The organism is Mesorhizobium sp. P3_B5 (genome assembly GCF_056402815.1).
Genome location: NZ_JBFUGR010000001.1, coordinates 341,304 through 364,743, shown reverse-complemented (window position 1 = coordinate 364,743; position 23,440 = coordinate 341,304). Strand labels below are relative to the sequence as shown.

At 60.8% G+C, this 23,440-nt stretch carries 22 protein-coding genes; 7 read left to right on the top strand and 15 right to left on the bottom strand.

Features of this window, described 5'->3' with window-relative positions:
• Nucleotides 1-55: 55 nt before the first annotated feature.
• The 5 genes from AC1DVW_RS01750 to AC1DVW_RS01730 all read right to left on the bottom strand — a co-directional run bounded on the left by AC1DVW_RS01750 (nt 56) and on the right by AC1DVW_RS01730 (nt 4,322).
• Nucleotides 56-538, bottom strand: a complete 483-nt coding sequence (locus tag AC1DVW_RS01750) for a molybdenum cofactor biosynthesis protein MoaE (RefSeq protein WP_477320831.1) — start codon at nt 536-538, stop codon at nt 56-58.
• Between the two features lies 1 nt (nt 539).
• Nucleotides 540-794, bottom strand: coding sequence for a molybdopterin converting factor subunit 1 (moaD, locus tag AC1DVW_RS01745; RefSeq protein ID WP_477320830.1), 255 nt, complete (start codon nt 792-794; stop codon nt 540-542).
• A 1-nt stretch (nt 795) separates the two neighbouring features.
• A complete protein-coding gene (gene pgsA / locus AC1DVW_RS01740; RefSeq protein WP_091577231.1) occupies nt 796-1,392 on the bottom strand; it encodes a CDP-diacylglycerol--glycerol-3-phosphate 3-phosphatidyltransferase in 597 nt (198 codons plus the stop codon).
• A 102-nt stretch (nt 1,393-1,494) separates the two neighbouring features.
• Nucleotides 1,495-3,561, bottom strand: a complete 2,067-nt coding sequence (uvrC, locus tag AC1DVW_RS01735; RefSeq protein ID WP_477320829.1) for an excinuclease ABC subunit UvrC — start codon at nt 3,559-3,561, stop codon at nt 1,495-1,497.
• Complete coding sequence (locus tag AC1DVW_RS01730; RefSeq protein ID WP_477320828.1) at nt 3,558-4,322, bottom strand: SDR family oxidoreductase; 765 nt, start codon at nt 4,320-4,322, stop codon at nt 3,558-3,560. The genes uvrC and AC1DVW_RS01730 overlap by 4 nt, the downstream gene beginning before the upstream one ends.
• A 411-nt stretch (nt 4,323-4,733) precedes the next feature.
• On the opposite strand from AC1DVW_RS01730, the gene AC1DVW_RS01725 reads away from it, so the two are divergent.
• Nucleotides 4,734-5,381, top strand: coding sequence for an outer membrane protein (locus AC1DVW_RS01725; RefSeq protein ID WP_477320827.1), 648 nt, complete (start codon nt 4,734-4,736; stop codon nt 5,379-5,381).
• 88 nt (nt 5,382-5,469) lie between these two features.
• Here AC1DVW_RS01725 and AC1DVW_RS01720 read toward each other — a convergent pair whose 3' ends face one another.
• The 3 genes from AC1DVW_RS01720 to AC1DVW_RS01710 form a co-directional block, all read right to left on the bottom strand.
• The gene (locus AC1DVW_RS01720; RefSeq protein WP_477320826.1) at nt 5,470-5,892 is read right to left on the bottom strand and encodes a GFA family protein; all 423 of its coding nucleotides are present in this window, start codon (nt 5,890-5,892) and stop codon (nt 5,470-5,472) included.
• A gap of 74 nt (nt 5,893-5,966) precedes the next feature.
• The gene (locus AC1DVW_RS01715; protein ID WP_477272297.1) at nt 5,967-6,338 is read right to left on the bottom strand and encodes a TfoX/Sxy family protein; all 372 of its coding nucleotides are present in this window, start codon (nt 6,336-6,338) and stop codon (nt 5,967-5,969) included.
• A 127-nt stretch (nt 6,339-6,465) separates the two neighbouring features.
• Entirely contained in the window at nt 6,466-7,062 is a 597-nt protein-coding gene (locus tag AC1DVW_RS01710) for a glutathione S-transferase family protein (protein ID WP_477320825.1), read from the bottom strand.
• Nucleotides 7,063-7,410: 348 nt separating this feature from the next.
• On the opposite strand from AC1DVW_RS01710, the gene AC1DVW_RS01705 reads away from it, so the two are divergent.
• Entirely contained in the window at nt 7,411-7,830 is a 420-nt protein-coding gene (locus AC1DVW_RS01705) for a hypothetical protein (RefSeq protein ID WP_477320824.1), read from the top strand.
• Between the two features lie 379 nt (nt 7,831-8,209).
• Here the strand turns inward: AC1DVW_RS01705 and AC1DVW_RS01700 are convergent, their stop codons facing one another.
• Nucleotides 8,210-8,740, bottom strand: a complete 531-nt coding sequence (locus AC1DVW_RS01700; RefSeq protein WP_477320823.1) for a DinB family protein — start codon at nt 8,738-8,740, stop codon at nt 8,210-8,212.
• Nucleotides 8,741-8,836: 96 nt separating this feature from the next.
• Here AC1DVW_RS01700 and AC1DVW_RS01695 point away from each other — a divergent pair, with 96 nt between their 5' ends.
• Nucleotides 8,837-9,442: a TetR/AcrR family transcriptional regulator gene (locus tag AC1DVW_RS01695; RefSeq protein WP_477321559.1), complete on the top strand. Its 606-nt coding sequence runs from the start codon at nt 8,837-8,839 to the stop codon at nt 9,440-9,442.
• A gap of 117 nt (nt 9,443-9,559) precedes the next feature.
• Here AC1DVW_RS01695 and AC1DVW_RS01690 read toward each other — a convergent pair whose 3' ends face one another.
• From AC1DVW_RS01690 to AC1DVW_RS01680, 3 genes are all read right to left on the bottom strand, one after another.
• Nucleotides 9,560-10,012 carry a hypothetical protein gene (locus tag AC1DVW_RS01690; RefSeq protein WP_477272291.1) on the bottom strand — a complete coding sequence of 151 codons (453 nt, stop codon included), beginning with the start codon at nt 10,010-10,012 and terminating at the stop codon, nt 9,560-9,562.
• A gap of 393 nt (nt 10,013-10,405) precedes the next feature.
• Nucleotides 10,406-11,254, bottom strand: coding sequence for a 23S rRNA (adenine(2030)-N(6))-methyltransferase RlmJ (locus AC1DVW_RS01685; protein ID WP_477248242.1), 849 nt, complete (start codon nt 11,252-11,254; stop codon nt 10,406-10,408).
• Complete coding sequence (locus tag AC1DVW_RS01680) at nt 11,251-11,871, bottom strand: hypothetical protein (RefSeq protein ID WP_477320822.1); 621 nt, start codon at nt 11,869-11,871, stop codon at nt 11,251-11,253. Before AC1DVW_RS01680 ends, AC1DVW_RS01685 begins: the two co-directional genes overlap by 4 nt.
• Nucleotides 11,872-13,103: 1,232 nt before the next feature.
• On the opposite strand from AC1DVW_RS01680, the gene AC1DVW_RS01675 reads away from it, so the two are divergent.
• Both AC1DVW_RS01675 and galE read left to right on the top strand, forming a co-directional pair.
• Nucleotides 13,104-14,141 (top strand): UDP-glucuronic acid decarboxylase family protein, encoded by a 1,038-nt coding sequence (locus AC1DVW_RS01675; protein ID WP_477320821.1) that lies wholly within the window; start codon nt 13,104-13,106, stop codon nt 14,139-14,141.
• Nucleotides 14,142-15,275: a UDP-glucose 4-epimerase GalE gene (gene galE, locus AC1DVW_RS01670; RefSeq protein WP_477320820.1), complete on the top strand. Its 1,134-nt coding sequence runs from the start codon at nt 14,142-14,144 to the stop codon at nt 15,273-15,275.
• A 296-nt stretch (nt 15,276-15,571) separates the two neighbouring features.
• On the opposite strand, the gene AC1DVW_RS01665 is transcribed toward galE, so the two are convergent.
• On the bottom strand, nt 15,572-17,929 hold the full coding sequence (locus AC1DVW_RS01665) for a sulfatase-like hydrolase/transferase (protein WP_477320819.1): 2,358 nt from the start codon (nt 17,927-17,929) through the stop codon (nt 15,572-15,574).
• Between the two features lie 403 nt (nt 17,930-18,332).
• The gene (locus AC1DVW_RS01660) at nt 18,333-18,851 is read right to left on the bottom strand and encodes a hypothetical protein (RefSeq protein WP_477320818.1); all 519 of its coding nucleotides are present in this window, start codon (nt 18,849-18,851) and stop codon (nt 18,333-18,335) included.
• A 349-nt stretch (nt 18,852-19,200) separates the two neighbouring features.
• On the opposite strand from AC1DVW_RS01660, the gene AC1DVW_RS01655 reads away from it, so the two are divergent.
• The gene (locus AC1DVW_RS01655; RefSeq protein ID WP_477320817.1) at nt 19,201-21,780 is read left to right on the top strand and encodes a DUF6212 domain-containing protein; all 2,580 of its coding nucleotides are present in this window, start codon (nt 19,201-19,203) and stop codon (nt 21,778-21,780) included.
• A gap of 162 nt (nt 21,781-21,942) precedes the next feature.
• Complete coding sequence (locus tag AC1DVW_RS01650) at nt 21,943-22,230, top strand: hypothetical protein (protein WP_477320816.1); 288 nt, start codon at nt 21,943-21,945, stop codon at nt 22,228-22,230.
• 37 nt (nt 22,231-22,267) lie between these two features.
• On the opposite strand, the gene AC1DVW_RS01645 is transcribed toward AC1DVW_RS01650, so the two are convergent.
• Complete coding sequence (locus tag AC1DVW_RS01645; protein ID WP_477320815.1) at nt 22,268-23,281, bottom strand: glycosyltransferase family 2 protein; 1,014 nt, start codon at nt 23,279-23,281, stop codon at nt 22,268-22,270.
• Between the last annotated feature and the right edge of the window lie 159 nt (nt 23,282-23,440).

Genomic DNA, 23,440 nt, shown 5'->3' with positions numbered 1-23,440 from the left:
GGCCGAACGAGATTTGGCCAAAGGATTGCGGTCAATGCATGACTGCGGCGCGATATTATTCGGACGGCGGCTGTTTCCAGCGGCGCGCCGCCTTGTCGTCGGTTTCCTTGGCGTCGACCCAGGCGCCTTCGGAGCCGTCGGCACGATGTTCCTTCTTCCAGAACGGTGCGCGCGATTTCAAATAATCCATCAGGAAATTTGCCGCTTCGAATGCCGCCTGCCGGTGCGCCGAAGCGGCCACCACCAGCACGATGTTTTCGCCGGGCGCTATCTTGCCGTGGCGATGGATGGCGGTGAGCCCCTGCAGCGGCCAACGCTCAATCGCTTCCGCGGCGATGCGGGTGATTTCGGCCTCGGCCATGCCGGGATAGTGTTCGAGTTCGAGTGCAGACAGCGCGCCCTGCTCGTCGCGGCAGAGGCCCGAAAAAGTTACCACGGCGCCGATATCGGCGCGGCCGGCGGTCAGCCTGGCGATCTCGGCGGCGATGTCGAAATCCTGCGCCTGGATGCGCACGACAGGCACCACCGGGGATGGCATGTCAGCCACCGGTCATCGGCGGGAACAATGCGATCTCGCGCGCGCCTGATATCTTTTCGCGGTGCTCGACATGTTCCTGGTTGATGGCGACACGGATCACATCGGGATACTGCAGTGCGTGCTCGTATTCCTCGCCCCGCGATTTCAGCCAGCGCAACAGGTCGGCGACCGTCTCGATGCCGGCGGGCAGGTCGACATCCTCTTCCGGCTTGCCGATCCGCTCGCGCACCCAGGCGAAATAGATGAGCTTCGTCATCTCACTCGTCCATGATGTGCTTGAGGCCGGCACGGAAGTAATCATATCCGGTGTAGAGCGTGACCAGAGCCGCGATCCACAGCAGCACCAGACCGGTCTGGGTGGTCAGCGGGAAAATCTTGTCGCCGGCCGGTCCGGCCAGCAGGAAGGCGATGGCGACCATCTGGATGGCGGTCTTCCATTTTGCCAGCTGCGTCACCGGCACCGAGACCTTCAATGCCGCCAGATATTCGCGCAGGCCCGAAACCAGGATTTCGCGGCACAGAATGATGATCGCCGCCCACAGCGACCAGCCGGCGATGCCGGCATGGCGGTCGGTGTCGGCCGCCAGCAGCAACAGGCATGTGGCGACCAGCAGTTTGTCGGCGATCGGGTCGAGCATCTTGCCGATGTTCGAGGTCTGCTGCCAGGCGCGCGCCAGATAACCATCGAGATAATCGGTGATCGAGGCCAGCAGGAAGATGATCAACGCCGACCAGCGGGCAAAGTCGCTCGACTTCAGATGCCCTTCGAGAAAAAAGCACAGCACGACCAGCGGCACCGCGATGATGCGGGCGTAGGTGAGCATGTTGGGCAGGTTGAACGCGCGCTTGGCCATGTGCGGGGGGACTCTTTCTTCCTGCGTACTCAAATCAGAAGCGAATGTGGGGGGTCAACAGGCCAGATTCGACTAGCCAGCTGAATATACCGCCTAAAGCCATCAACTTTCATGAAAATGATTGTAGACCAGCTTGGCCACCTGCTCGGAAATGCCGTCGACCACCATCAGATCCTCCATCGCGGCGCGGCTGACCGCCTTGGCGGTGCCGAAATGCAACAGCAGCGCGCGCTTGCGGCCGGGACCGATGCCGCTGATCTCGTCGAGCGGGCTCTTGACCATCTCCTTCTTGCGCCGCGCCCGGTGCGAGCCGATGGCAAAGCGGTGGACCTCGTCGCGCAGCCGCTGGACGAAATAGAGCACGGGATCACGCACCGGGAGCGAGAACGAGTCCCTGCCCCGGACGAAGAAGCGCTCGCGGCCGGCATCGCGGTCCTGGCCCTTGGCAATGCCGATCGCCACTACGCGGTCCTCGATGCCGAGATCGGCGAGGATTTTGCGCACCGCCGACATCTGGCCCTGGCCGCCATCGATCAGGATAACGTCGGGCCAGGCCGGGAAACTGCCGGAAATGTCGTCTTCAATGTCGTCGCCTGCTTCCGCCGCAACCGCAGCGTCGGGCGCAACATCGCCATGTTCCTTCAGCAGTCGCGAAAAGCGCCGCTCCATCACCTCGCGCATCATGCCGAAATCGTCGCCCGGGGTGATCTCGGTCGAGCGGATGTTGAACTTCCGGTACTGGTTCTTCACGAAACCTTCCGGCCCGGCCACAACCATGGCGCCGACCGCATTGGTGCCCATAATGTGCGAGTTGTCGTAGACCTCGATGCGCACCGGCGGCTTTGCCAGGCCGAAGGTCTCGGCAAAGCCGGCGAGCAGCCGCCCTTGCGTCGAGGTTTCGGCCAGCCGGCGGCCAAGCGCCTCGCGGGCATTCTGCAGCGCGTTGTCGGTCAGATCCTTCTTCTCGCCGCGCTGCGGCACCGAGATCGCCACCTTGCGGCCGGCCCGGGTGGAGAGCGCCTCGGCCAAAAGCTCCTGATCCTCGACTCCATGCGACAACAGGATGGCGCGCGGCGTCGGCTTGTCGTCATAGAACTGGGCCAGGAACGAGCCCAGCACTTCCGCCGCCTCCAGCGCCGGATCGGCCTTGGGGAAGTAAGCGCGGTTACCCCAGTTCTGGCCGGTGCGGAAGAAGAACACCTGGATGCAGACCTGGCCGCCTTCCTGATGAATGGCAAAGACATCGGCCTCGTCGACGGTCGCCGGGTTGATGCCCTGGTGGCTCTGCACATGCGACAATGCCGCCAGCCGGTCGCGATAGATGGCGGCGCGTTCGAAATCGAGGCTTTCCGAGGCCAGCTGCATGGCGGATGAGATTTCCGTCTTCACCTTCTGGCTGCGGCCCGACAGAAAATCCTTGGCCTCGCCGACCAGCTCGGCATAGTCGCTGTGCGAGATCTCACCGGTGCACGGACCGGCGCAGCGCTTGATCTGATAGAGCAGGCACGGCCGCGTGCGGTTCTCGTAGAAGGAGTTGGTGCAGCTCCTCAAGAGGAAGGCGCGCTGCAACGAATTGATGGTGCGGCCGACGGCGCCGGCCGAGGCGAAGGGGCCGAAATAGTCGCCCTTGCGCGAGCGCGCGCCGCGATGCTTATAAATGCCGGGCGAGACATGATCGCCGGTCAAAAGGATATAGGGGAACGACTTGTCGTCCCGCATCAGTACATTGAATCTTGGCCGCAAGCGCTTGATAAGATTGGCTTCGAGCAGCAGCGCTTCGATCTCTGTGCGGGTGACGACGAATTCCATCGTCGAGGTCTCGCGCACCATGCGGCCGATACGGCTGGTGTGGAACCGGCCTTGCGCGTAATTGGTCACGCGCTTCTTCAGGCTGCGCGCCTTGCCGACATAGAGCACGTCGCCGGCAGCGTTCATCATGCGGTAGACGCCGGGTGCGTTGGGCAGCCGCTTGACCAGCGTCTGGATGACCTCGGCGCCGACCATGCCGTCGGCGTCACCGGCATGCGGCGTCCAGTCTATTGCCGTGAAGGCGACGTCCGGGCCGGCCGGCGTGACGATCTCTTCCGCCGCCTCGTCCTCGAGGTCGATTTCGGGGGGCAGGTCGTCGGCGCCGCCGCCGCGCTTGTGTTTCTGCTCTACGGGACTCATTCCGTCATGCCTGTCACATCCGGCGTCTGCCACGCAAGATGCTGGCCGCCATCGAGCGCGATCATCTGGCCGGTGACCGAGCGGGCCGCCCACAAATAGCGGATGGTGGCGCCGAATTCCGACAGGTCCGGCGCACGTTTCAGGATCAGGCCATCGACCTGCGCGGCAAAATCGTCGTCGTCCTGGCGGGTGTTCTTCAAGGTCGGGCCGGGGCCAATGGCGTTGACGCGGATGCGCGGACCCAGCGCCTGCGCCATCATCTGCGTCGCCGTCCACAGCGTCGACTTCGACAGCGCGTAGGAGAAATAGCGCGGGGTCAGCCGCCAGACTCGCTGGTCGATGATGTTGACGATCAGCCCCTCCTGCCCCTCCGGCAGGGCGCGGGCGAAGGCCTGCGCCAGCAGCGCCGGCGCCTTGATATGGACGGCGAAGTGGCGATCCCAGGCCTGCCAGTCGAAATCCTGAACACTGTCGTCGACGAACAGCGAGGCGTTGTTGACCAAAAGCGTGACCGGGCCGAGTGCTGCCCCGGCGCGGCCGACCAGATCGGCGACGGCGTCCATATCAGTGAGGTCGGCGGCAAGTGCGGCAGCGCGGCCGCCGGCCTCCCTGATGCGGGCGGCTAGAGCGTCGGCCTCGGTCAGCGAATTGTTGGCGTGGACGGCGACGGCAAAACCATGCGCGGCAAGGTCTTCGACGATCGCCTTGCCGATCCGCTTGGCGCCGCCCGTTACCAGTGCGGTCCCGGCCGCTTCATTCATCTGTCAATCCTCAAATTGCGGTCTCGATTCCGGTGCGCCGGCAAATATGGCCCGCCAGGGGTTAAATGCCGTTTCCACCTGGGGCGGGATTGTGGCGAACGGCCCTATCGGCTCTCCGAGCCTGCCAAGACTCGGGATGGGCCGAACCGCAATATAGGGCGCTGGACCCCTTGCACCAAGCCGTGTGCAGCGCAGCATGACAAGCTTGCTGACATCTCGCTGTTGCGAAGATGCAACGTCAAGGTTCAGCCTCATTCGTGCCGGGGAATGACCCAAGTTCAGGTTCGCTTCAGCCGCATTTTGACACGACATTTGGAACTGTTGAACGCCAGATCCGTTTCACCCCCCGGACGGGTCGATGGCGCTCATGACAAACAAGCCTGTGTCCTGTGGCTTAAGGAGTAAAGAACAATGCAAGCCAATCTTAAATTTGCGCGACCACTTGCGGTAGCGCTCGGGCTCTTCGCCCTCAGTGGAACTGCCTATGCCGCGGACGTCGTTTCGGAAGAGCCGCCGGCACCCGCTCCGATCGCGGAGCTTCCAGTCGCCTCCTGGGCCGGCCCCTATGCCGGTCTCAACGTTGGCTATGGCTTCGCTGGCCATGCCGATGTCGATGGCGGCCCCGATATCGGTACCAAGGGTTTCGTCGGCGGTGTCTTTGGTGGCTACCAGTGGCAGCAGGAGAACTTCGTCTACGGTGCGGAAGCCGATATCGGCTACAACGGCGTCAAGGGCGACAGTGGCGGCCTTGAAGCCAAGGGCGGCGTCGAAGGCTCGCTGCGCGCCCGTCTCGGTTATGCCGTGACCCCGGAAATCCTGGTCTACGGCACCGGTGGCGGTGCCCTAAAGAACCAGAAGATCGAAGGCGCCGGCGTCAGCGAGAGCAACACCATGCTTGGCTGGACGGCCGGTGTTGGTACCGACATCAAGATCACCGACAATGTGTTCGGCCGTGTCGAGTATCGCTACACCGATTACGGCGACAAGGACTTCGGCGCTATCGGCAACGTAAAGTCGACCGACAACCGCGTCACCTTCGGCGTCGGTATGAAGTTCTAAGTCGTTCTAGCCACGACACGAAAAAGCCGGGCCTCGCGCCCGGCTTTTTTTGTGGCCGGTTTCCTGCATGTCGCGACATCATCCGGGGTCACAAGCTGTCTGGGTGGATCGACGGCTTTTGCTGGAAACCGTCATGGGTCGCAATCGACGGCAGCTGGTCGAGCCATCCCACCTTCGACGGCATGAAGACCTGCGCATCCGGCCGATACTCGCCCGGGCTGCTCATCGTGGCGGCGTGAACATGAATCTCGGTGGGCCATCTGTCGGAGCGGAAATAGAGCCTTGAGCCGCAGGACGGGCAGAAACCGCGAAATGTGTTGGGGCTGCTCTCGTAATGCACGATGTCCCCTGTCCAGGTCAGATGCTCCGGCCTCATCCCCAGGAAGGCCGTGAAAGGGGCGGACGTGGCGCGCTGGCAATCGGCGCAGTGACAGACCAGGTTGCGTGTGAGTTGCCCGGAATATGTCCAGGCGACTGCCCAGCACATACAATGTCCGGTTAGAAATGCCATTGCGACCTCCCGCCGGCTGCGCCTCAGAGCCGGGCTGCAACATCGACCGGCGCAGGATAGCCAGCGCGATCGCCTCAAGCGCGTCGCTTTGCGACCTTGGTGGGTTTCGATTTCGGCGGCAGCGTCTCGACGAAAGCCAACGCGCGATCAAGCCAGCCGGCGAGATCGGCTTCGGTCGCGGTGCCCTCCGGCGCGACATGGACATAGCCTTCCATCGCCCGTCCGCCCATCTCCATCGGGCGGGCGTGCGGACGCGCGACGGCCGCCTCATGCGCCGCCTTGCCGACACGCACCAGCAGTCCGCGCTTCGAGGTGCCGATCAGCATGTTGCCGTTGAACATGAAGCAGGTGCCGCCGAACATCTTCTGTTCGGTGAAGGCGCGCTGGCCAAGGGCGGCACGCAGGCGCTCGACCATGGGGTCCGCTGTGCTGGCTGATTTCGGCATGTTCGCCACCTGTGTGCGATTTGCGTGGCGTCAGGCAAGCACGGAAGCAGGCGGGGGATCAACAAGGAAGTGAGAGTGTAGCCTGCGGCAGCGCCTTCTCCCGTTCTTGTGGGAGAAGGAGGAGTGACTACGCCGGTACCGCCGGCTTCAGCTCCGGAAACTTCTCGTCGAAGCGCGCCGCCCAGCGTGTCAGCCGGCCGCGGCCCTTTTCCCATTTTCCGGCAAAGCGCAGCGATAGATAGCCAAGGCAGGCGCGCAGCGCCATCTGGCCGGCGGTGATCTTCTTGGGCAGTTTCGGCGGATTGGCGTTGAGCAGATCAAGGGCCGCCGTAATCTTCGACCACTGCTTGTCCAGCCAGGGCTGGTAGACCACATCTTCCGGACGCACGCGCCGCTCATAGACCATCGACAGCGCGCAATCGCAGATGCCGTCGGCCAGCGCCTCCAGCACCTCCGCCTCAAGGCGCTTGTCGGCATTGCGCGGAAACAGCGCACTCTTCGACACACGGTTGAGATGCTGGGTGATGGCACGGCTGTCGTGGATCGAGCGGCCGTCCTCGAGCACCAGCACCGGAATCTTGCCGAGCGGATTGGCGGCCATCAGTTCGGCTGGCTTGTCCTCGGTCCTGAGCGGCACGAGATCGATGGCGATGCCGGCATAGGCTGCCGCCATGCGTACTTTGGAACTGTAGGGAGAGGACGACGCGTAGAGCAGCTTAGGCATGGTCGGGTTCCTGTTTGCCGATGGGGCAGTGTTGACCGATCAGGCACAGCCGAGCAATGGCCAGAAGCGAAAAACCCAGCCGCCAGAAATTGGCGATGTTTTTTTAGGACCGGACAGGCCTCGGCATTGCAGCGAAAACAAAAAAAACCCCACCGGACTTCGCCTGACGGCGAAGTCCTGGGAGCTGCGAAAAGATATCCTCCGTCCGCCTCTGTTCTCGCCTTCCGAATACCAAGCCGACCAGCGAGCGGAGCGCCTGTCCGGCACCGCCCTTGACTGCTTGGCACTGTCCCCCGGCGAGGGAAGAAACGCGCTTACTTCTTGCCGGCCTTCGCGGGCGCTGCCTTCTTGGCCGCCGGCGCTGCTTTCTTCACCGGTGCCGAAGACTTCGCTGCCGCTGCCTTTGCCGGTGCAGCCTTCGCGGCCGGCTTCTTGGCAGGTGCTGCTTTCTTCGCTGCTGGTTTCGCCGCTGCCTTCGCAGCCGGCTTCTTTGCCGGTGCAGCCTTCGCAGCCGGCTTCTTGGCCGGTGCTGCCTTCTTCACTGCAGGTTTTGCCGCAGCCTTTGCAGCCGGCTTCTTGGCCGGTGCTGCTTTTGCCTTGGCCGCCGCGGCCTTCGGCTTGGCAGCGGGCGCTGCTTTCTTCACTGCAGTCGCAGCCTTCGCCGCTACTGCTTTTACAGGTGCTTTCTTTGCCGGTGCCTTGGACGCCGGCGCTTTGGATAACTGCTTAGCCATGCGATGCCCCTTTAGTTGTGCCGATGGCCGTTAATGACCCGGCGCGTCAATGCATATCTGACTCGCGCGTGTCTAGCCAGCGAAGCATTACAGTGATTTTAGCAGATTAAGTTTCGGTTACGACCGCAAAGCGATCGTGCTGAATCTTTGATCGCGCAACGAAGTCTGCGGCGGAAATTCTTCGCACTCTATCTTGGTTGATCTTGTCGACACGCTCAGGATTTTTTCGAGCGGCGTCGACCGCAGACACCGGCAGCCGCTCGCAAAGATCATGAAGAGTTGCCGGATCGCACGCTTCGTCTTGTCCAGTCGCGACGAACAAGCGCGAAGACGAAAGCAACACGACAGGCGTGTCGTTGCATCATCTTGAGGCATACGATGAAGGTGAGCTTTGAGCTCATATTCCTTGGAGATCAGACGCCGAGCGGCTCGCGTACCGTTTGCAGCCGGCGCTCCGGCTCGGCCCGATGGAGATGGACGGCGAAGGTGTCCCATGGCGGCGAGAGGGAAAGCCCAACCAGGATGCGGCCGATCTCGCCGCGATGATAGCCGCCGTGCAGAACGACATGGGTCAGCATTTCCTGGCGTGACATCAAGCCCTTGTCTTCATTGGTGAAAATGAACGGCACGGATTCGGACAATTGGCGTGGCGACACGGCTTCAAGATAGTCCAGGTACCAGCAATCCATCGCTGCGACATCGGTGCGCAGCGCGTCGAGCGCCGGCGTTTCCTCTGTGTTGTCGGCGCTGTAGCCGTGGCGCGCGCCTGTGAGATGCGCCGCGAATATTTTTGACACCACGTGGCTGTGATTGAGAAGCCGTGTCGCGACGTGGCGCTCCTTGGCGTGCGCATGCGGATCCAGTTTCGCAAGCTTCTCCAGCAACTCGTCATTGGCCCACGTCTGATAGGCGAAGAGACTGCGAAGCAAAACCAGGGCACTCATGATCGGTATCCCTTTGCGGAGAATGTGAGTATCTTGTCCATATTCTCGCGGGATGGAGCGGACATGTCTACTCGCATTGCAAAGCCGCGCGTGCGCATGCGCAAGGAGCCGCGCCAGGCGCGCTCCAGAGCGACCGTCGAGGCGATCATTGAGGCGGGTGCTCACGTTCTGAGCGATCTCGGATGGGCCGGCTTCACCACCAACAAGGTGGCCGAGGCGGCCGGCGCCAGCATCGGCTCACTCTACCAGTATTTCCCCGACAAGCTTTCTTTGGTCGAGGCAATCCGGCGCCGTCACTTCGATCAAGTGCTGTCGGTCATTGCCGAGGCGGCCGAAGGGGACAAGCCGCTCAAGAGATTCGCGCAGCAGCTGGTACGTGGCATGATCGCGGCGCACAGCATCCACCCGACATTGCACCAGGTGCTGCTTGACGAGGCGCCGGGCGACCGCGGCTCAAGGGCCGCCCATGCGTCGTTCCAGTCGCGCTATCTCAGTCACTATGCAGCGGCCGTCGCCGTCTATCGCAAGCCGAGAAAGAACGCCGATGTTGAAACCGTCGCGCGCGTGCTGTCCTCCGCAGTCGAGGGCGTTATCCACAACGCAGCGCGACGGGACATGCTGGACTCACCCGAGTTGCAACAGCAGCTGGTCGAACTGATCTGCGCTTACCTTGCCGAACGGCACAGAACCACGCAGCGGTGAGACGGCGGTCTATCGGGGTCGATCTTGTCGCAAACAAGCGCAGTCACCAGCAGCGCCGGGGCGGCGTTGGCATCTTGCCGAGCAACAGCACGAAAATTTCGTGGTTGGAAGACTGCGTCAGCGCAGGACGCGGCAGCGGCCGTTGTAGACCATCCAGCGGTCGAAGCCCGAGACGCAGAACTCGACATTGTCGCCGATCGAGGCAAAGCCCTGGCCTTCCTCGATCAGGTACCAGATGGTGCGGGCGCGGCCGTCGGAGAGGCTGACGGTGGCGCCGCAATAGCGGCGGCCGATCGGCCAGGTGTCGTTGGCCGGCAGATAGCGATGCTGGTGGATGCGGCGGAAATCGGTGATCGCGACATCGGGCAGATGCGGCACGTGATGCACCTGGTAGGAGAAGCGGCTCGTGATCTTGTTCAGCACCCAGGCCTGGCCGCAGACACTGTCGTCATCGTCGGAATAGACGCCGAGGTCCGCCGCCTGCACCGCCTGGGTGAGCCCAAGCGAGGTACCGAGCGGCGTGCAAAGGGCGATGAGTGCGGCAAGAGCGGATCTGGCGAAGCGAGTCATGGCAGCCTCTTGTGGTCGATTGCGTCCACTGTGCGGATTCGCTCACGCGCGGTCAAGCGGTTGCACTGATGATGGTTTCCAGTTCGCAATTGCTTTTGGCAGGCCCGCGCCTCCGGCATGGAACCGGAATGGCTTCGGCGCGTTGATGTCCAGATCCGAGAACCCAAAGACTTGGGTCGTTAAAGAGCCCGCCTTCCCGACCCCTCAGGAAGGCGGGCTTTTTCGCGCCTGCCGCCAGCCTTCGCTCAAAGCGAAGAGGCTGCAGCTTTCCTGGCTCTGCGGAGCATTTGCGGTTGGCACCCGGCTGTCGAAATCTTTAGCGACTTTGCGTCGTCGCCGCGGGCATCGCCAGCCGTCAAAGCGGCCAGCGCGTGAAAACCGGCGCTTGTGTGGCTACTCGCCGGCCAGCCACTCCAGCGACCAATGCGCCGGCTTTTCCACGGCCAGCAATTTGTGCAAGGCCGGCAGCACGGTTCGCAATTCACCCTCCAGCGTGAATGGCGGGTTGACCACCAGCATGCCGCTGCCATCAAGGCTAGGCTCTCGCGAGGCCGGCCTGATCTCGAATTCGATGTCGAGCAGCTTCGGGATGCCGGATTGCTTCAGCGCCTTCCTGAAGGCAATGACCGCCTTGCGGTCCTTGATCGGGTACCACAGCGCATAGATGCCGCCCGGCCAGCGTTTGTGCGCTCTTTGCAGCCCGTCGACGAGGCGCTCGAACTCGCCCTCCTCCTCGAACGGCGGATCGATGAGCACCAGGCCGCGCTTTTCCTTGGGCGGCAGATGCGCGCCGAGCGCCAGCCAGCCGTCGAGTTCGATCACCCGGGTCTGGAAATCGCCGGCGAACAGCGTCTTCAGCCTGGTGACGTCCTTGGGGTGCAGCTCGATCGCCGACAGCCGGTCCTGCTTGCGCATGAGGTGGCGCGCGATCAGCGGCGAGCCGGGATATTTCTCGACGCCGCCCTCGGGATTGAGCGAACGCACCGCATCGAGATAGGGCGCAAGAAGAGTCGCCGCCGGACCGCCGGGCGCGGCATCGATCAGTCTTCCGATGCCGCCCTGCCACTCGCCGGTCTTCTGCGCTTCTACCGACGACAAATCGTAGCGGCCGATGCCGGCATGGGTGTCGATGACGCGAAACGCCTTGTCCTTCTGCTTCAGATAATCGAGCAGCCGCACCAGCACGACATGCTTGACGACATCGGCAAAATTTCCGGCGTGATAGGCGTGGCGGTAATTCAAGTGGCGCCCCTGCCCCACCGCGGCGGTGGCGGCTGCGAGTTTGGATTTTCCGGCCGGCCACCACCGCCACCACGAAAGCGCCTGGCCAGCAACAGCCCGATCAGGCCAGCGGCCATCAGCGAGAAGCCGACCGGCCGGGCTCTGCTGTCGATCGCGCCGGCACCTGAGCGCAGCACGAGATCCGCCGCCCGCATCTCGATGCCGTCGGCGTCGCCCGGACCGACGGTGAAGATGTAGGGGCCGGGGCTGACGGCAGCGATCACGCCGGCCTCGTCGCGAAAAATCTTGTCGGGCAGTTGCGGGCTGACCTGGCGCGGATTGTCGGCATGGTTGAACTGCAGCGTCGAGGCCAGCACCGTCTTGCCACCTGTCGCGGCGGTCAGCGTCAGCACCGTGCGCTGCTGCGAAACAATGCGCTCGGCTTTTGCGGTGAGATCGACCAGCACGCGCACCGGCGCGTCACGCCCGGCCAGAGGCACCGTCACCGGCTTGAAGCGGCCCTGCTCGTAGACCCGCCATGTGCCGATCTCATGGCCGGAGAAATTGCTCATCGCCCAGGGATAGACGATGCCGATGCCGGCGCCGGCAAGCAGGATCAGGACAAACAGAAAGCGCATTGAGGATCACCCGAGTGTTCGACCAGCTTGCCAATAGCGCTCTAGGGATCAAAAGGCGATGGCCCTGCGCCGCGGGCCTCGTCTGTCCAAGACAAAGCATAATCACCAAAGGAGTGATTGTGCGGATTCGGCCAAAGCGAGTTACCCGCCGTCCAACTCATCGGCGTCATGGCTGCGTCGCAACACTGACGGATTTCTACCTATGCGCTCAAAAGCAATCGCTAAATTAGAAATTTGCTACATAAATGGATGGGGGCCAGGACCGTTCCACGACTTTGACTATTGAGGGGCATATTGTGCCCGATGGATTTCGAATCCAAAAGTCCACGAGAAGCACGATGGCACATATTTCAATCCGAAATGCCTTCGATACCGACCCTCATGCATAATTTCACAGTCACATGAGTTTTATCGCAACTGTAATCAGCCGCAAAATTCTATTAATTACGCGTCCGTACTGTTAAATTTCCCTATAATCATTGACTTTTATGTGGATAATCTTGATATAGGTCGAGCAATAAAGAGCACGAACGCGCCTTCTCCAACCGATGGGGTGAACCTAAACCCCTACATTGGCAATGCCGCGAACATTTTTAGCCCGAGCCGTTTCGGGCGCCGATCGCATTGTTTTCTAAGAATTTATGGAGGAAGCGCGGTGTTACGCTGTTTTCGGTGTTTTAAAAATTGGAGCATTTTTAAATATAATATGCATCATGTAGGACATTCACTGATATTTGACTGACGTATCTCACTCCTAATCTAAGATTATTTTTCTATATCACCGGCTTCTACCATCGCAAAATCCCATAAACATTCGTATTTTCTATTGGTATATTTACAATTGCGCGACCAACCCTCGGACTTCAGCGGCAGACGCTGCCGACCTCATGATTAACCACTCTCCAACGATTACGGTTAAGGATTCGCTAATTTAGTTGACTATGTTTTCCACAGGTATATTTTTAATACGTTGGGATGTGCAATTTGGGCGAGCAATGGGCGATGGTGGCACCAGACGCGTAACCGCGATTTCGGGGCGTGATCGAATGCTGAACGGCAGCCAATAAGCCGCATAGCGTCGACCAGCGAACTCAGAAAGCAATCAACAGACATCAGGAGTGACGATTCCGCAGGAGCGGAGGGTTTGCGACGTCCGCAAGGACGTGGCCGGGCAACGCTATGTCCGGTCCGGGCGGTAGCGTGCTCAGTGCGTTAGGGCGATGGGGTGGAATATGGGTAGAACTGTCAACGTTCTGAAACTCGAGTCCGGGAACCGCCGAAGGGGCGCCAACACCAATCGGGGCCGCGCCCTGGTTGCCGGTGGGGCAGGATTTCTGGGTTCGCATCTGTGCGAACGTCTTTTGCTGGATGGATACGACGTTGTCGTGCTGGACAATTTCCACACCGGCAAAAGATACAATCTCAATGCCATCCTGCGCAATCCGCGCTTTACGTGCATCAAGCACGACATTGTCGATGCATTGCCTTCGGATCTTCAGGTCGATGAAATCTACAACCTCGCCTGCCCGGCCTCCCCGCCGCATTACCAGGCAGATCCGATCCATACGTTCAAGACAAGCGTGATTGGTTCGCTGAACCTGCTGGAACTCGCGCGGCGCAACAATGCCAAGATATTTCAGGCTTCGACGTCCGAGGTCTATGGCGACCCCCTGGTGCATCCGCAGCCGGAGGGTTACTTCGGCAACGTCAACCCGCATGGTCCGCGTTCCTGCTATGACGAGGGCAAGCGGTCGGCCGAGACGCTGTTCTTCGACTATTCGAGAATGTTCGGCCTCGATATCCGCGTCGCTCGGATTTTCAACACCTATGGCCGCCGCATGCAGCCAGACGATGGCCGCGTCGTGTCGAACTTCATCGTCCAGGCTTTGCACGGTGACGACCTGACCGTCTACGGCAGCGGCCAGCAGACACGCTCATTCTGCTATGCCGACGACCTGATCGAAGGCTTCATCCGGCTGATGAATGCACCGAGGGCGCCGCAGCACCCGGTCAATCTCGGCAACCCTGCCGAATTCACCATCATGGAGCTGGCGACACAGGTGATCGAATACACGAACTCGCGGTCGAAGATCGTGCATCGGCCGCTGCCCGTCGACGATCCCAAACAGCGCAAGCCGGACATCTCCTTCGCCAGGGACAATCTCGGTTGGGAGCCAAAAATCAGCCTGAGCCAGGGGCTTGCGCATACCGCGGCGTATTTTGACGCCCTGCTCTACGCGCGCCGGCCCGTCAAAGGGGCTGCGATGTAAATGAACCGCCCGGCAATCCTGGTGACTGGTGGGGCCGGTTACATCGGCAGCCACACCTGCAAGCAGTTGTCAGCCGCCGGCTACCTGCCCGTTGTTTTCGACGATCTGAGCCGCGGCAACGAGAAATCCGTTGCCTGGGGGCCGCTTGTGGTCGGCGATATTCGGGACAGGAAGGCGCTGCAGCAGGCGATCAGGACGTATCAGCCGAAAGCGATAATCCACTTTGCAGCGCTGGCCTATGTCGGCGAGTCCGTTCATGAGCCCGCAGACTACTATTCGATCAACGTGTCGGGTACCATCGCGGTGCTTGATGCGGCGCGCGCGAACTCGATCGAAAACATCATCTTTTCAAGCAGCTGCGCGACATACGGCGTGCCCGAAACACTGCCCATTCGCGAGACCTCGGCGCAAAATCCAATCAGCCCCTATGGCCGGACCAAGCTGATGGGCGAGCAGATCGTCAGGGACTATGCCTGCGCCTACGGAATGAAATATGCGATCCTGCGCTATTTCAACGCCTGTGGCGCCGATCCCGACGGTGAGCTCGGTGAGTGGCACTCGCCTGAAACGCACCTGATCCCGCGAGTGCTCATGGCCGCATCCGGCATCATCGACGAGATCGAGGTTTTCGGCACGGACTACGACACGTCTGATGGCACCTGCGTGCGCGACTACATCCATGTCAGCGATCTGGCGCGCGCGCATCTGAAAGCCCTCATACATCTGGAAGCGGGTGGCGAAAGCCTGTCGGTCAATCTCGGCACCGGACGCGGGGTGTCCATCAAGGAGATCCTCCAGGCGGTCACCCGGATGACGTCAAAATCGGTTCCGGCGGTCTTCAGGCCCCGGCGCCCGGGAGACCCGGCAGAGCTCTACGCCGACCCGGCTAGCGCACGCGAACATCTTGATTTCATGCCGGAACTTTCCGACATCGACACGATCGTCAGGACGGCCGCCCCATTCTTCGGACTGGCGGCCGCCGCGTCCACAATTCCGATGCCGACGGCGAAGCGCCGCCGGTCAACTGCGCAGGCATGTCAAATGCATCGGAAAGCAATACCAGCTCGCAAAGCTGGTAGTGTGTCGGGACGTGGGCTCGCTGAGGTGGGTGAGGGCTTCTCAGCGAGCCTTTGATACGGCTCACCGGCTGGGGCCTGGAAATCGTGGAGAGCCCCGACGACAGCGCTTGAAACCAAAGCGCGTCAACGCGCTTGTCTTTGTCTTCATGCATGCCTTTATCCCAAAAGCTGCGCACCCTCGGGTCAAGCCCGAGGGCATGCTTTTGGGCGGCATGCATCACCGGGATGGCTAACAGTATCTGTCGGGCCGTAGATCAAGGACGACGGTGCTCTCGACGCATCGCCGGCGTCGTCCAATGCCGCGCATCTGGAATGGGGAAACGAAGCGACCCGCTTAAGGCACGCGGCGCTTCATACACATCCCTCGACGAAGGGGCCGCTAACCCATAGCGAGCCGTTGCTGTACATGGCGGTCCCGTTGTCGTCGGTGTAGCCATGAGACTGCTCGTCGACATGCAGCCTGGCGTTTGGCACCAGCTGACCGTTGACCTTGATGCTCTTGATGAACAGGTTGCGATCGCCTGGCTTGCCCTCTCCGGCCCACAGGTCGTTGACATAGCGAAGCTCGATCGTCTTCGGATTCGGCACGCTGCTGAGATCGATGTGGAACGGCTGGGCCTCGGTTGACGCCTGCATGAGCTCCGCCACGGCGGCTTGAGGCGTCGATGCGGCGCTTTCCTTGCCCGGGACGTCGATCTCGGCGACGGTCTTTCCGTCGACCAGGACGTCGAACCGAGGCGCGCCCTGGAGATTTATTCCGGCAGCGTCGACCTCCAGGCTGGTGATGGTGCAGCGTCCTGTGTCTTTCGCCGCTGCGGCCACCAGGTCGGCCACGCGCTGCCTCTGCGATTGCACCCATCCGGCGATGGGCTGCAGCAGCGCGTTTCGGTCGCCGGTATCGACCTTGAAGAGGTTGGTTCGTTCACCGGAATCGGCCTTGAGGTCGTATTCCTCGACCTTGCCGGTGGTAGCGTTGAAGATGACCTTTCGATCATTCTCGCGATAGCCGAACAGGAACCCGGCCCAGGGATTGAAGAAGAAGGTCTTGTTTGGCCGTTGCTCGCTGAACAGGCTGCGCCCCTGCCACTGCTTCGGCAGCGGAAGCCCGAGTATGTCGAAGATCGTCGGGGCGATATCGATGATGCCGCCGACCGGGTGCGCAACCTCGTCATGAAACAGATACTTGTTGATCATGATGAGCGGGATGTGGATGTTTTCCTCGTAGATCGCGCTGGCATGGATGTAGTCGCCATGCTCCCCGAACGCCTCGCCATGATCGCCCAATATGACCACGAGGGTCGAATCGAGCTTGCCGGACTGCTTGAGCGATTCAAGGATCTCGCCAAGCGCCGTATCGCCGACCTTCAGGGCGTTGAGATAGGCATTGAATTTCTGGTCATCCGAGTAGTGGACCAGCGCGTTGCCATCGGAGGAAGGCACCATCTTCGAAAACATCGGGCTGTCGGTGATGTAAGGATAGTGGGTCATCGCCGTGAACATTATGCCGAAGAAGGGTTTTTCCGCGTCCTTGTTCATCCAGTCGATGATCGACTGCGCCGTGCAAAGATCGCTGTTGTAGTCCATGTTCTTCCACTGCTCGGAGCTGAGCTTGAAGGTCGGGGTGCCACATTTCTGTCCCCGGTAGTCCTGGATCACATCCAGTCCCTTGTTGAGCAGAAACTCATCGACCCTTTGGAATCGGGAATCCGCGCTCCAGAAAAACCCTGTGCGGAAATTGTTCTTGGACAGGGTGTTGGAGATGGTGTCCAGAGGCAGATAAGGATACCTGGTGGTCATGCCATAGTATGAAATATCGTTATACATCGAGGTGAGCAGAGAAAATACCGAGTAGTGCGTGGAAGGAGCGTGCGCATATATGTTGTCGAATCGTATGGAATCCTTTGCGTAACTCTTGATATTTGGTGTGATCGGATACTTGCCGCCATACGTCTCGATGTATTTGGACGGCACCGACTCCATCATGAAAACCAGCACGTTCTTGATCGGGTTTGGCGCCGGCGCCTTGAAGGCCGACGTCTCCGGCGGACGCTCGCCGACGCTCGCGACATCCGGGTCATTGGTGTTGGCATTCATTGCCAGCACGACCGGCGTTGGACTGAACACGGCCGATTCAACAAAATACAGGATCGGATTGTCGATCTTGGCCGCCGGCAGCGCCTCCGCCCGCACGTGGTACCCGGTGCCGACGAGGGCCGCGCCGACACACACAACGAGCACGCCCAGAAAGGCCCCGCAGCCAGCGGCGCTCAGCCGCTGGCACAAACTGGCCGCGGCATAGCCAAGGATGAGCACCAGAACGACGGACCCGGAAAGGGTCGCGAAGTCCTTTATGTTGAGCGCGTCGCCCATCGCGTTCCTGGCATCGGCATTCTGCAGGAAGTCGCCATAGACCAGCCACTGGAAGGTGAACGGTTCGCCCAGCATCTTGACGAGATTGATGTTGGCAAATCCCCAGCCCAGCGAAATCAGGATGGCGAGATAGAAGAGGAAGACGACGACGACGGAACCGATGCGGCTGGCCTTTGCCAGGAAAAGCACAATCAGAGCCGCCACGGTCAGGGACGTAACGACAATCAGGTCGTAGTAGCTTGATGCCAATCCCTTGGGGATGGCCCCCAAAAGGCCTGGAAACGTCGTTTGCGGATCAACGATCGCGCTGCGGTAGATACCCAAAAGCAGCCAGGACAACAGCCCCGTGCAAATGATCCGCAGGCTCCTGCGACGGAAGCGCATGTCCCGCGACAAAGCGATATTCGCCTTCGATACCGTCAGGCCGCTCTCAGGTCGACTCGCCGACCCCATACCGCCGCCGCTGCTCATACAACTACCCGCCGCCAGTTTGCGCTTCAGCCCCAACCGCGGCCAAGCCTTCAAACCCCAGCCGCAGAATCGGCTTGCACTAAAAAAGAGTCAACAAAATCAAGTTTACGTTAACCAAGTCTCTTGAGAACTGGTTAACCGAACGCATGGAGCGGCGATGCGTTTTGGCCAACCGACCTGCTCAATCAATTGTGCACCCGCCGTATGAATCGGCAACGGCGGGCGCTGTCAAGCACCCGCCGTCGTGACGTTTCAGTATTGGCTCCAGCAATCAGCCGCCACGCAGCCGCGTCGGACTGAGGCTCGCGATTGTCATGTTCCGCTGTCCGGACGGGCACGTCGGCAGAAAGCGGCTCGCATCCGCATATGTCATCGTCGCGATGGAACTCTTCAGCCCACCACGCTTGGCGATCCAGCCGCGAACCCAGCCAGGGTAGTTCTTCATCATGAAATTCGCGGCCACCTGATTGCCCCGCGCCCCAGCGCCATACGGCAGGTGAAAGCCGAACGACGCGTTGTGCGTGACGCACACCTTGCTCTTGGGCATCGACAGATACAGCGTGCAGGCCGAGTCGCACGCACCGTTGAACCGCACGAAGGTGCCGCTGCGGCGCATTTTCAGCGCACGGATGGCATAGTCGATCACATAGCCGCCGCGATCACCACTGATGGTCTTGACGTTGGCAGTGCCGAGGCTGATGCGCGGTCGCAGCAATTCACCTGCGGAGCCCGCCGAGACCATTGCGCCCATCAAACCGAGCGCACCGAGAAACTTCATTATCGTTTTCATTTGCGCCTCCTGCTATGCCGTCAATGACTAGCTGGGAGGCGTAAAGATTGAATATTCCGCGTCGCTAAAGTTGTATCAGTCGATTGATTGTACAGCCGTTTTAGGACCTGCTTGACGATTTGGTTTACCAATGGCGCAGAAGGATGGTGACGGAAAAGTAAACCCGGCGCCAGCATCATCGCCGATCGACTGTGCTGCGGAAGCGCGGTCGGCGAGTTGAATCAGAGGAAGTGGCATGGCCGTTGGTGGCAAGGAGCGGAGGCCGTCAAAGCCGGGAGGCAGGCCTCGCCGCGTCTGCGTCGTGACAAACGTGATCGATCAGGGTGGCGAAGACGCCGCCATGGTCGAATTGGCCAAGCTTTTCGCCGAAGATGGCGACGACGCCACCCTGCTATGGGTTCCTGGCAGAGATGCACCATCTTTGGGGGAAGATGCAGCGCGCCACCGCGAGCTGGAGGCGGCCTCGGTGCGACTGGAAATTCTCGACAAGTCCGACCAGTTGCTTCCTTCGCTGGCGACGCCCGAGAGCCGGTCCGCCGCGGTGCTGCATTATCTCGAACGGTCCGGCCACGATCTGGTCTACGCGCCGCTTGAGGGCGGATTGCCTTACTACACGCTGCTGGCGGTCGAGACTGCTGCCTTTACCGCGCCCCCGATCGTGGTCGTCGCCCACGCTCCGGAAGAATGGGAACATGAAGCCGACAAGGTGTTCATGGACAGCACGGAGGCGATTGCCGTCACCTACATGGAGAAATACTGCGCCGAGATGGCGAACAGGACGATCTGCGTGTCGGTCGCCTTGCGACAGTGGATGCTGTCGAAGGGCTGGAAGGTGAAGAAGGCGATAGTGACGCCAATGTTGCCGTTGCGGGATCGCCTCGGCCCAGCCGGAGCGCGGCCGTCGATTGCGACGGGGAGTTCAAAAGAGCTCGTCGTCCTGGCCGGGTGGCGCTTCCGCGATGGCCTGACGCTGTTTTGCGACGCGCTCGATATCATCGCGCCAACGGCGCCACAAGGGCTGACGGTCGCCGCATTCGGTCCATTCGGAAAGATCATGGGCGAGCACAGCGGTGGATTGCTTCTGAGGCGCGCCGAGCGCTGGCCGTTCAAGCTCAACCTGTTGGCGCGCGCAAGCCTCGCCGCAAGGCTCGACTACGTGGCGCGGACCGGCGCGCTTGCCGTCATCCCCGCCCGCGCCGCATCGACGGGCGGCACTGTTGCCGCATGTATCGAGGCGGGATTGCCTTTCGTGGCGACCAATGTCGACGCGAACGCCGAGACCTGGAATGCGCAGGCGAGGCAACCGCGGCTGGTCGATCCTGACGCTGGCGCGTTGGCGCTGGCGATTTCGGCGGCGCTCAATGACCCGCCTCGCCCACTGCCCGTCGACAGCCTGCGCCAATGTCGGCAATCCTGGCTGGATATGCGCAATTTGCCGACGCCGGCCAAGGGCAGGCGCGTCGATAAAAGTGCCGGGTCGTCACCGCTGGTCTCTATCGTCATGGCCCATCGCAACCGGCCGCTCTATCTGAAACAGGCAATCGCGGCGATCGAGGCGCAAACCTACGATCACCTGGAACTGGTGCTGGTCGACGACGGAAGCGACCTGGACGAAGCCAGGCAATTGTTGGATGCGCTGGAACCGACTTTCCGTCAGCGCGGATGGAAGATCCTTCGCCGACCGCACAAGCATCTCGGCGCGGCGCGAAATGCCGGCATCCGCGCTTCGCGTGGCGAGCTGATCCTGTTCGTCGACGATGACAACGCGCTGTTTGCGGAGGCCGTCGATCATTTCGTGCGCGCCATGGCCACATCGGATGCTGACATCTGCACCGCGTTCCAACTGATCTTCTACGAGGATTTCGTGCCCGAGGATCGCGCCGACGGGCTGATCCAGTACCTGCCCCTGGGTGGTCCCGACGCGCTCGGCCTGATCCATAACGTCTATGGTGACGCCAATGCGATGATGCGCCGATCTGTCTTCGCGCGGATCGGGTTCTTGACCGAAAAGCCCGGCTACGCCATGCACGACTGGGAATTCTTTGCGCGGGCCTCCCTCGCCGGACTCAAGATCAGGACGATTCCAAAGCCGCTATACTGGTATCGCTCGAAGCCGGATGGAATGTTCCGTACGTCGAATTGGTACGACAACCGGCTTCCTGTCCTGGAGGCGTTCAGGTCGAGCCAACCCGATGATTTCCGCCTGCTTTGTCATTTGGCCATCGCCCAGAACACACAGCGGTCCGAAATTGAAAGTGCCCGCGAAAACCTGAAATATACCCCCAGCAATCGAAAATTTCTGGAACTGTGCGACATCGAACCGAACAGCGATGCTGCCATAGAGAAACTTGCGAGCATTGCCGGGTCGATTGGCCGCCCCGATACGGCTGCCACCTTGCTTGGACGCCCCCTCGCGGCCGTATACCCCGATGCCCCGGATCGTCCTGATGTCGGCGGCAGTTCGCTCACCCTCGGCTACGACATACTGAGGAGCGCACGGTTGCTTACCCCGCGCGTCGCGGCTCTGCCGCTGCTGCTTGTTGCATCGGATGATGGCGGGGTGTTCCTGCGTCCGCATACGGACGGCGCGGTCGCGGCATCGCTTGATCATCAATTTCCAGCCTTCTTCCGGAAGGTGGAAGCAATCGTCGAAGTCGCTCATGCCGATGCGCCGGCGATGGATTTCGGTCTTGCCCTTGTTCGCCCCGATCAAACCATAGATTGGCAACAGGACATCGCCGCGCAAACGATCGCCTTTTCAGGCTGGATGAGCGTCGAAGACAAATTCGTGCGCCACCCCTTGGTGGCAGCGCTTCGCACACGACGGAAAATGCCGCTTTCAATCGTTCTCGCCGTTCGCTTCGCTGCAACGTCCAATGGTTCTCCGACCAATGCTTTCTTTCGCAGGCTGACACTGTTCGGTGATTAGCGGCGATCCGGCAAAGCAGGTGAGGCCCCTAAGCGCAAGCGAGGTCCCAGTCCGATCAATCGCGCGCGTTAACCATCTTGGCTCAACCTTGCCAAAATGGTTGACAAAACGTTAACAAATGCTAATATCTTCAGTGGGTTGTTTTGTGTGTGGGGTGGCGTTATGCGCAAGGTTCAATCGTTGCTTTTGGGCGGACTTAGTCTGCTGGGGTTGAGCGTCGCTTTCTCTGGCGCGGCGCAGGCGAAAATCAACGTTGGCGTCAAGGAAGCCGAGCTTGCCTGCGAGCAGGCTCTTAAAACCGGCACCATCGAGGCGCTCGAGGATTATCTGCACCGTTACCCGAATGCTCCTTCAGCCTGCAAGGCGCTTGCTCTCAACAGTCTGTCCCAGTTTGGGCCTGGTGGTGGGAACGGGAACCATGGTGAAGGTGGCAACCGCTACGGCGGATAAGCACCGGTCGGATGTTCCCTTCAACAGTTCGGGCACATCAGGTGGCCTTGTCATTGCGTTGGTGCGGCGTGGCCAGGGTTGACACGAATCCGGCATAGCGATCCGAGGTTTTCATCCAGCCGAGTTCCACGAGCTGCGCGGCGTCACCGCGATAGCGGACAGACCTTTGGTTACGGAGCGCCAGTTTCGGATCGCGCTCCAGGGCTTCCATGTAGGCGGCGCGTTCCTCAAGCGTCTTTTCCTTGAGTTGCGCATTTTCACTCAGAGACGACGCTGATTTCTGGCGGAAGCCCCAGACAAATTTGAAGTGCAGCAATGCGACGCGGAGTTCGCTGAACCGGACCTTGCTGATTGTGTGCTGTGCGACGTGATAGTGCGTGCCCCGCCCCCATTTTACGATCGGCACCTTTGTCAGGCACGGGGGAAAGGTTTGCTTGAACCGACCGTGCCAGAAGACCCGTTCCCTCACGCCACCGAACATCTGCTCCGGCGGATACATACCGTCGCGGGTGCGCAGCCACCCCGGCTCCGGGTCGAAGTAGGGTGAAGCTTCAACAAGCGGGATCGTGCCATCATAGCTGTATTCGGCCAACGGGCCGTCAGCATACATGTCGATCAGGGAGCCGATTACAGCTTCGGCCCCGGTGGCGTCTAGATAGCTGCAAAGCTGCCGTAGGTCTGCCCGCTCATAGTCAGGGTAGACGAGAAGCTCGTCGGCGTCGACCGAAAGGCACCAATGGCCGGTGCCGAAGACATTCATGAGCGTGTTGATCCATCGCGGCGGATCGATGTTTTCAGAGAAATGCGATCCTTCCGTGTGGAAGCAGTGGCTGTCCGGCTGCTCCAGGATCAGTTCACGCGTCCCATCCGTGGAGCCATTGTCCAGGAAGAAAAACCGATCGACGCCGAGGCCGCGGTAATGGTCGAGAAGTTGCGGCAGCAGCGCCGCTTCGTTGCGCAGTCCGACAAAGCACAAGATCTCGCCATCGGTCACGTCAATCGGCCGATCGTCCAGTCGCGCGAGATGTTTTGGGGATCGAAGTTCAACCATCCGAACGTCATCAAACCCGTTTACGCGAAAGGCAGGTACGGTATGGTGAGTCCCGCGAGACGATTATCAAAGTATTATCCAACTGTTGGCAAGACTGTTTCGAGCGAAGCGGGCTGACAAGGGGGACTCATTGAGCGTTGGTTCCAAGGCAGGCGCTAT

Bases quoted from the DNA above. Each gene is read 5' to 3' on its own strand.
- AC1DVW_RS01645 (WP_477320815.1), bottom strand. From the start codon at position 23,281: ATGGTTGAACTTCGATCCCCAAAACATCTCGCGCGACTGGACGATCGG.
- AC1DVW_RS01750 (WP_477320831.1), bottom strand. From the start codon at position 538: ATGCCATCCCCGGTGGTGCCTGTCGTGCGCATCCAGGCGCAGGATTTC.
- AC1DVW_RS01710 (WP_477320825.1), bottom strand. From the start codon at position 7,062: ATGCCTAAGCTGCTCTACGCGTCGTCCTCTCCCTACAGTTCCAAAGTA.
- galE (WP_477320820.1), top strand. From the start codon at position 14,142: ATGAACCGCCCGGCAATCCTGGTGACTGGTGGGGCCGGTTACATCGGC.
- uvrC (WP_477320829.1), bottom strand. From the start codon at position 3,561: ATGAGTCCCGTAGAGCAGAAACACAAGCGCGGCGGCGGCGCCGACGAC.
- AC1DVW_RS01675 (WP_477320821.1), top strand. From the start codon at position 13,104: ATGGGTAGAACTGTCAACGTTCTGAAACTCGAGTCCGGGAACCGCCGA.
- pgsA (WP_091577231.1), bottom strand. From the start codon at position 1,392: ATGGCCAAGCGCGCGTTCAACCTGCCCAACATGCTCACCTACGCCCGC.
- AC1DVW_RS01650 (WP_477320816.1), top strand. From the start codon at position 21,943: ATGCGCAAGGTTCAATCGTTGCTTTTGGGCGGACTTAGTCTGCTGGGG.
- AC1DVW_RS01690 (WP_477272291.1), bottom strand. From the start codon at position 10,012: ATGACTCGCTTCGCCAGATCCGCTCTTGCCGCACTCATCGCCCTTTGC.
- AC1DVW_RS01700 (WP_477320823.1), bottom strand. From the start codon at position 8,740: ATGAGTGCCCTGGTTTTGCTTCGCAGTCTCTTCGCCTATCAGACGTGG.
- AC1DVW_RS01725 (WP_477320827.1), top strand. From the start codon at position 4,734: ATGCAAGCCAATCTTAAATTTGCGCGACCACTTGCGGTAGCGCTCGGG.
- AC1DVW_RS01720 (WP_477320826.1), bottom strand. From the start codon at position 5,892: ATGGCATTTCTAACCGGACATTGTATGTGCTGGGCAGTCGCCTGGACA.
- AC1DVW_RS01730 (WP_477320828.1), bottom strand. From the start codon at position 4,322: ATGAATGAAGCGGCCGGGACCGCACTGGTAACGGGCGGCGCCAAGCGG.
- AC1DVW_RS01715 (WP_477272297.1), bottom strand. From the start codon at position 6,338: ATGCCGAAATCAGCCAGCACAGCGGACCCCATGGTCGAGCGCCTGCGT.
- AC1DVW_RS01695 (WP_477321559.1), top strand. From the start codon at position 8,837: ATGCGCAAGGAGCCGCGCCAGGCGCGCTCCAGAGCGACCGTCGAGGCG.
- moaD (WP_477320830.1), bottom strand. From the start codon at position 794: ATGACGAAGCTCATCTATTTCGCCTGGGTGCGCGAGCGGATCGGCAAG.
- AC1DVW_RS01660 (WP_477320818.1), bottom strand. From the start codon at position 18,851: ATGAAAACGATAATGAAGTTTCTCGGTGCGCTCGGTTTGATGGGCGCA.
- AC1DVW_RS01680 (WP_477320822.1), bottom strand. From the start codon at position 11,871: ATGCGCTTTCTGTTTGTCCTGATCCTGCTTGCCGGCGCCGGCATCGGC.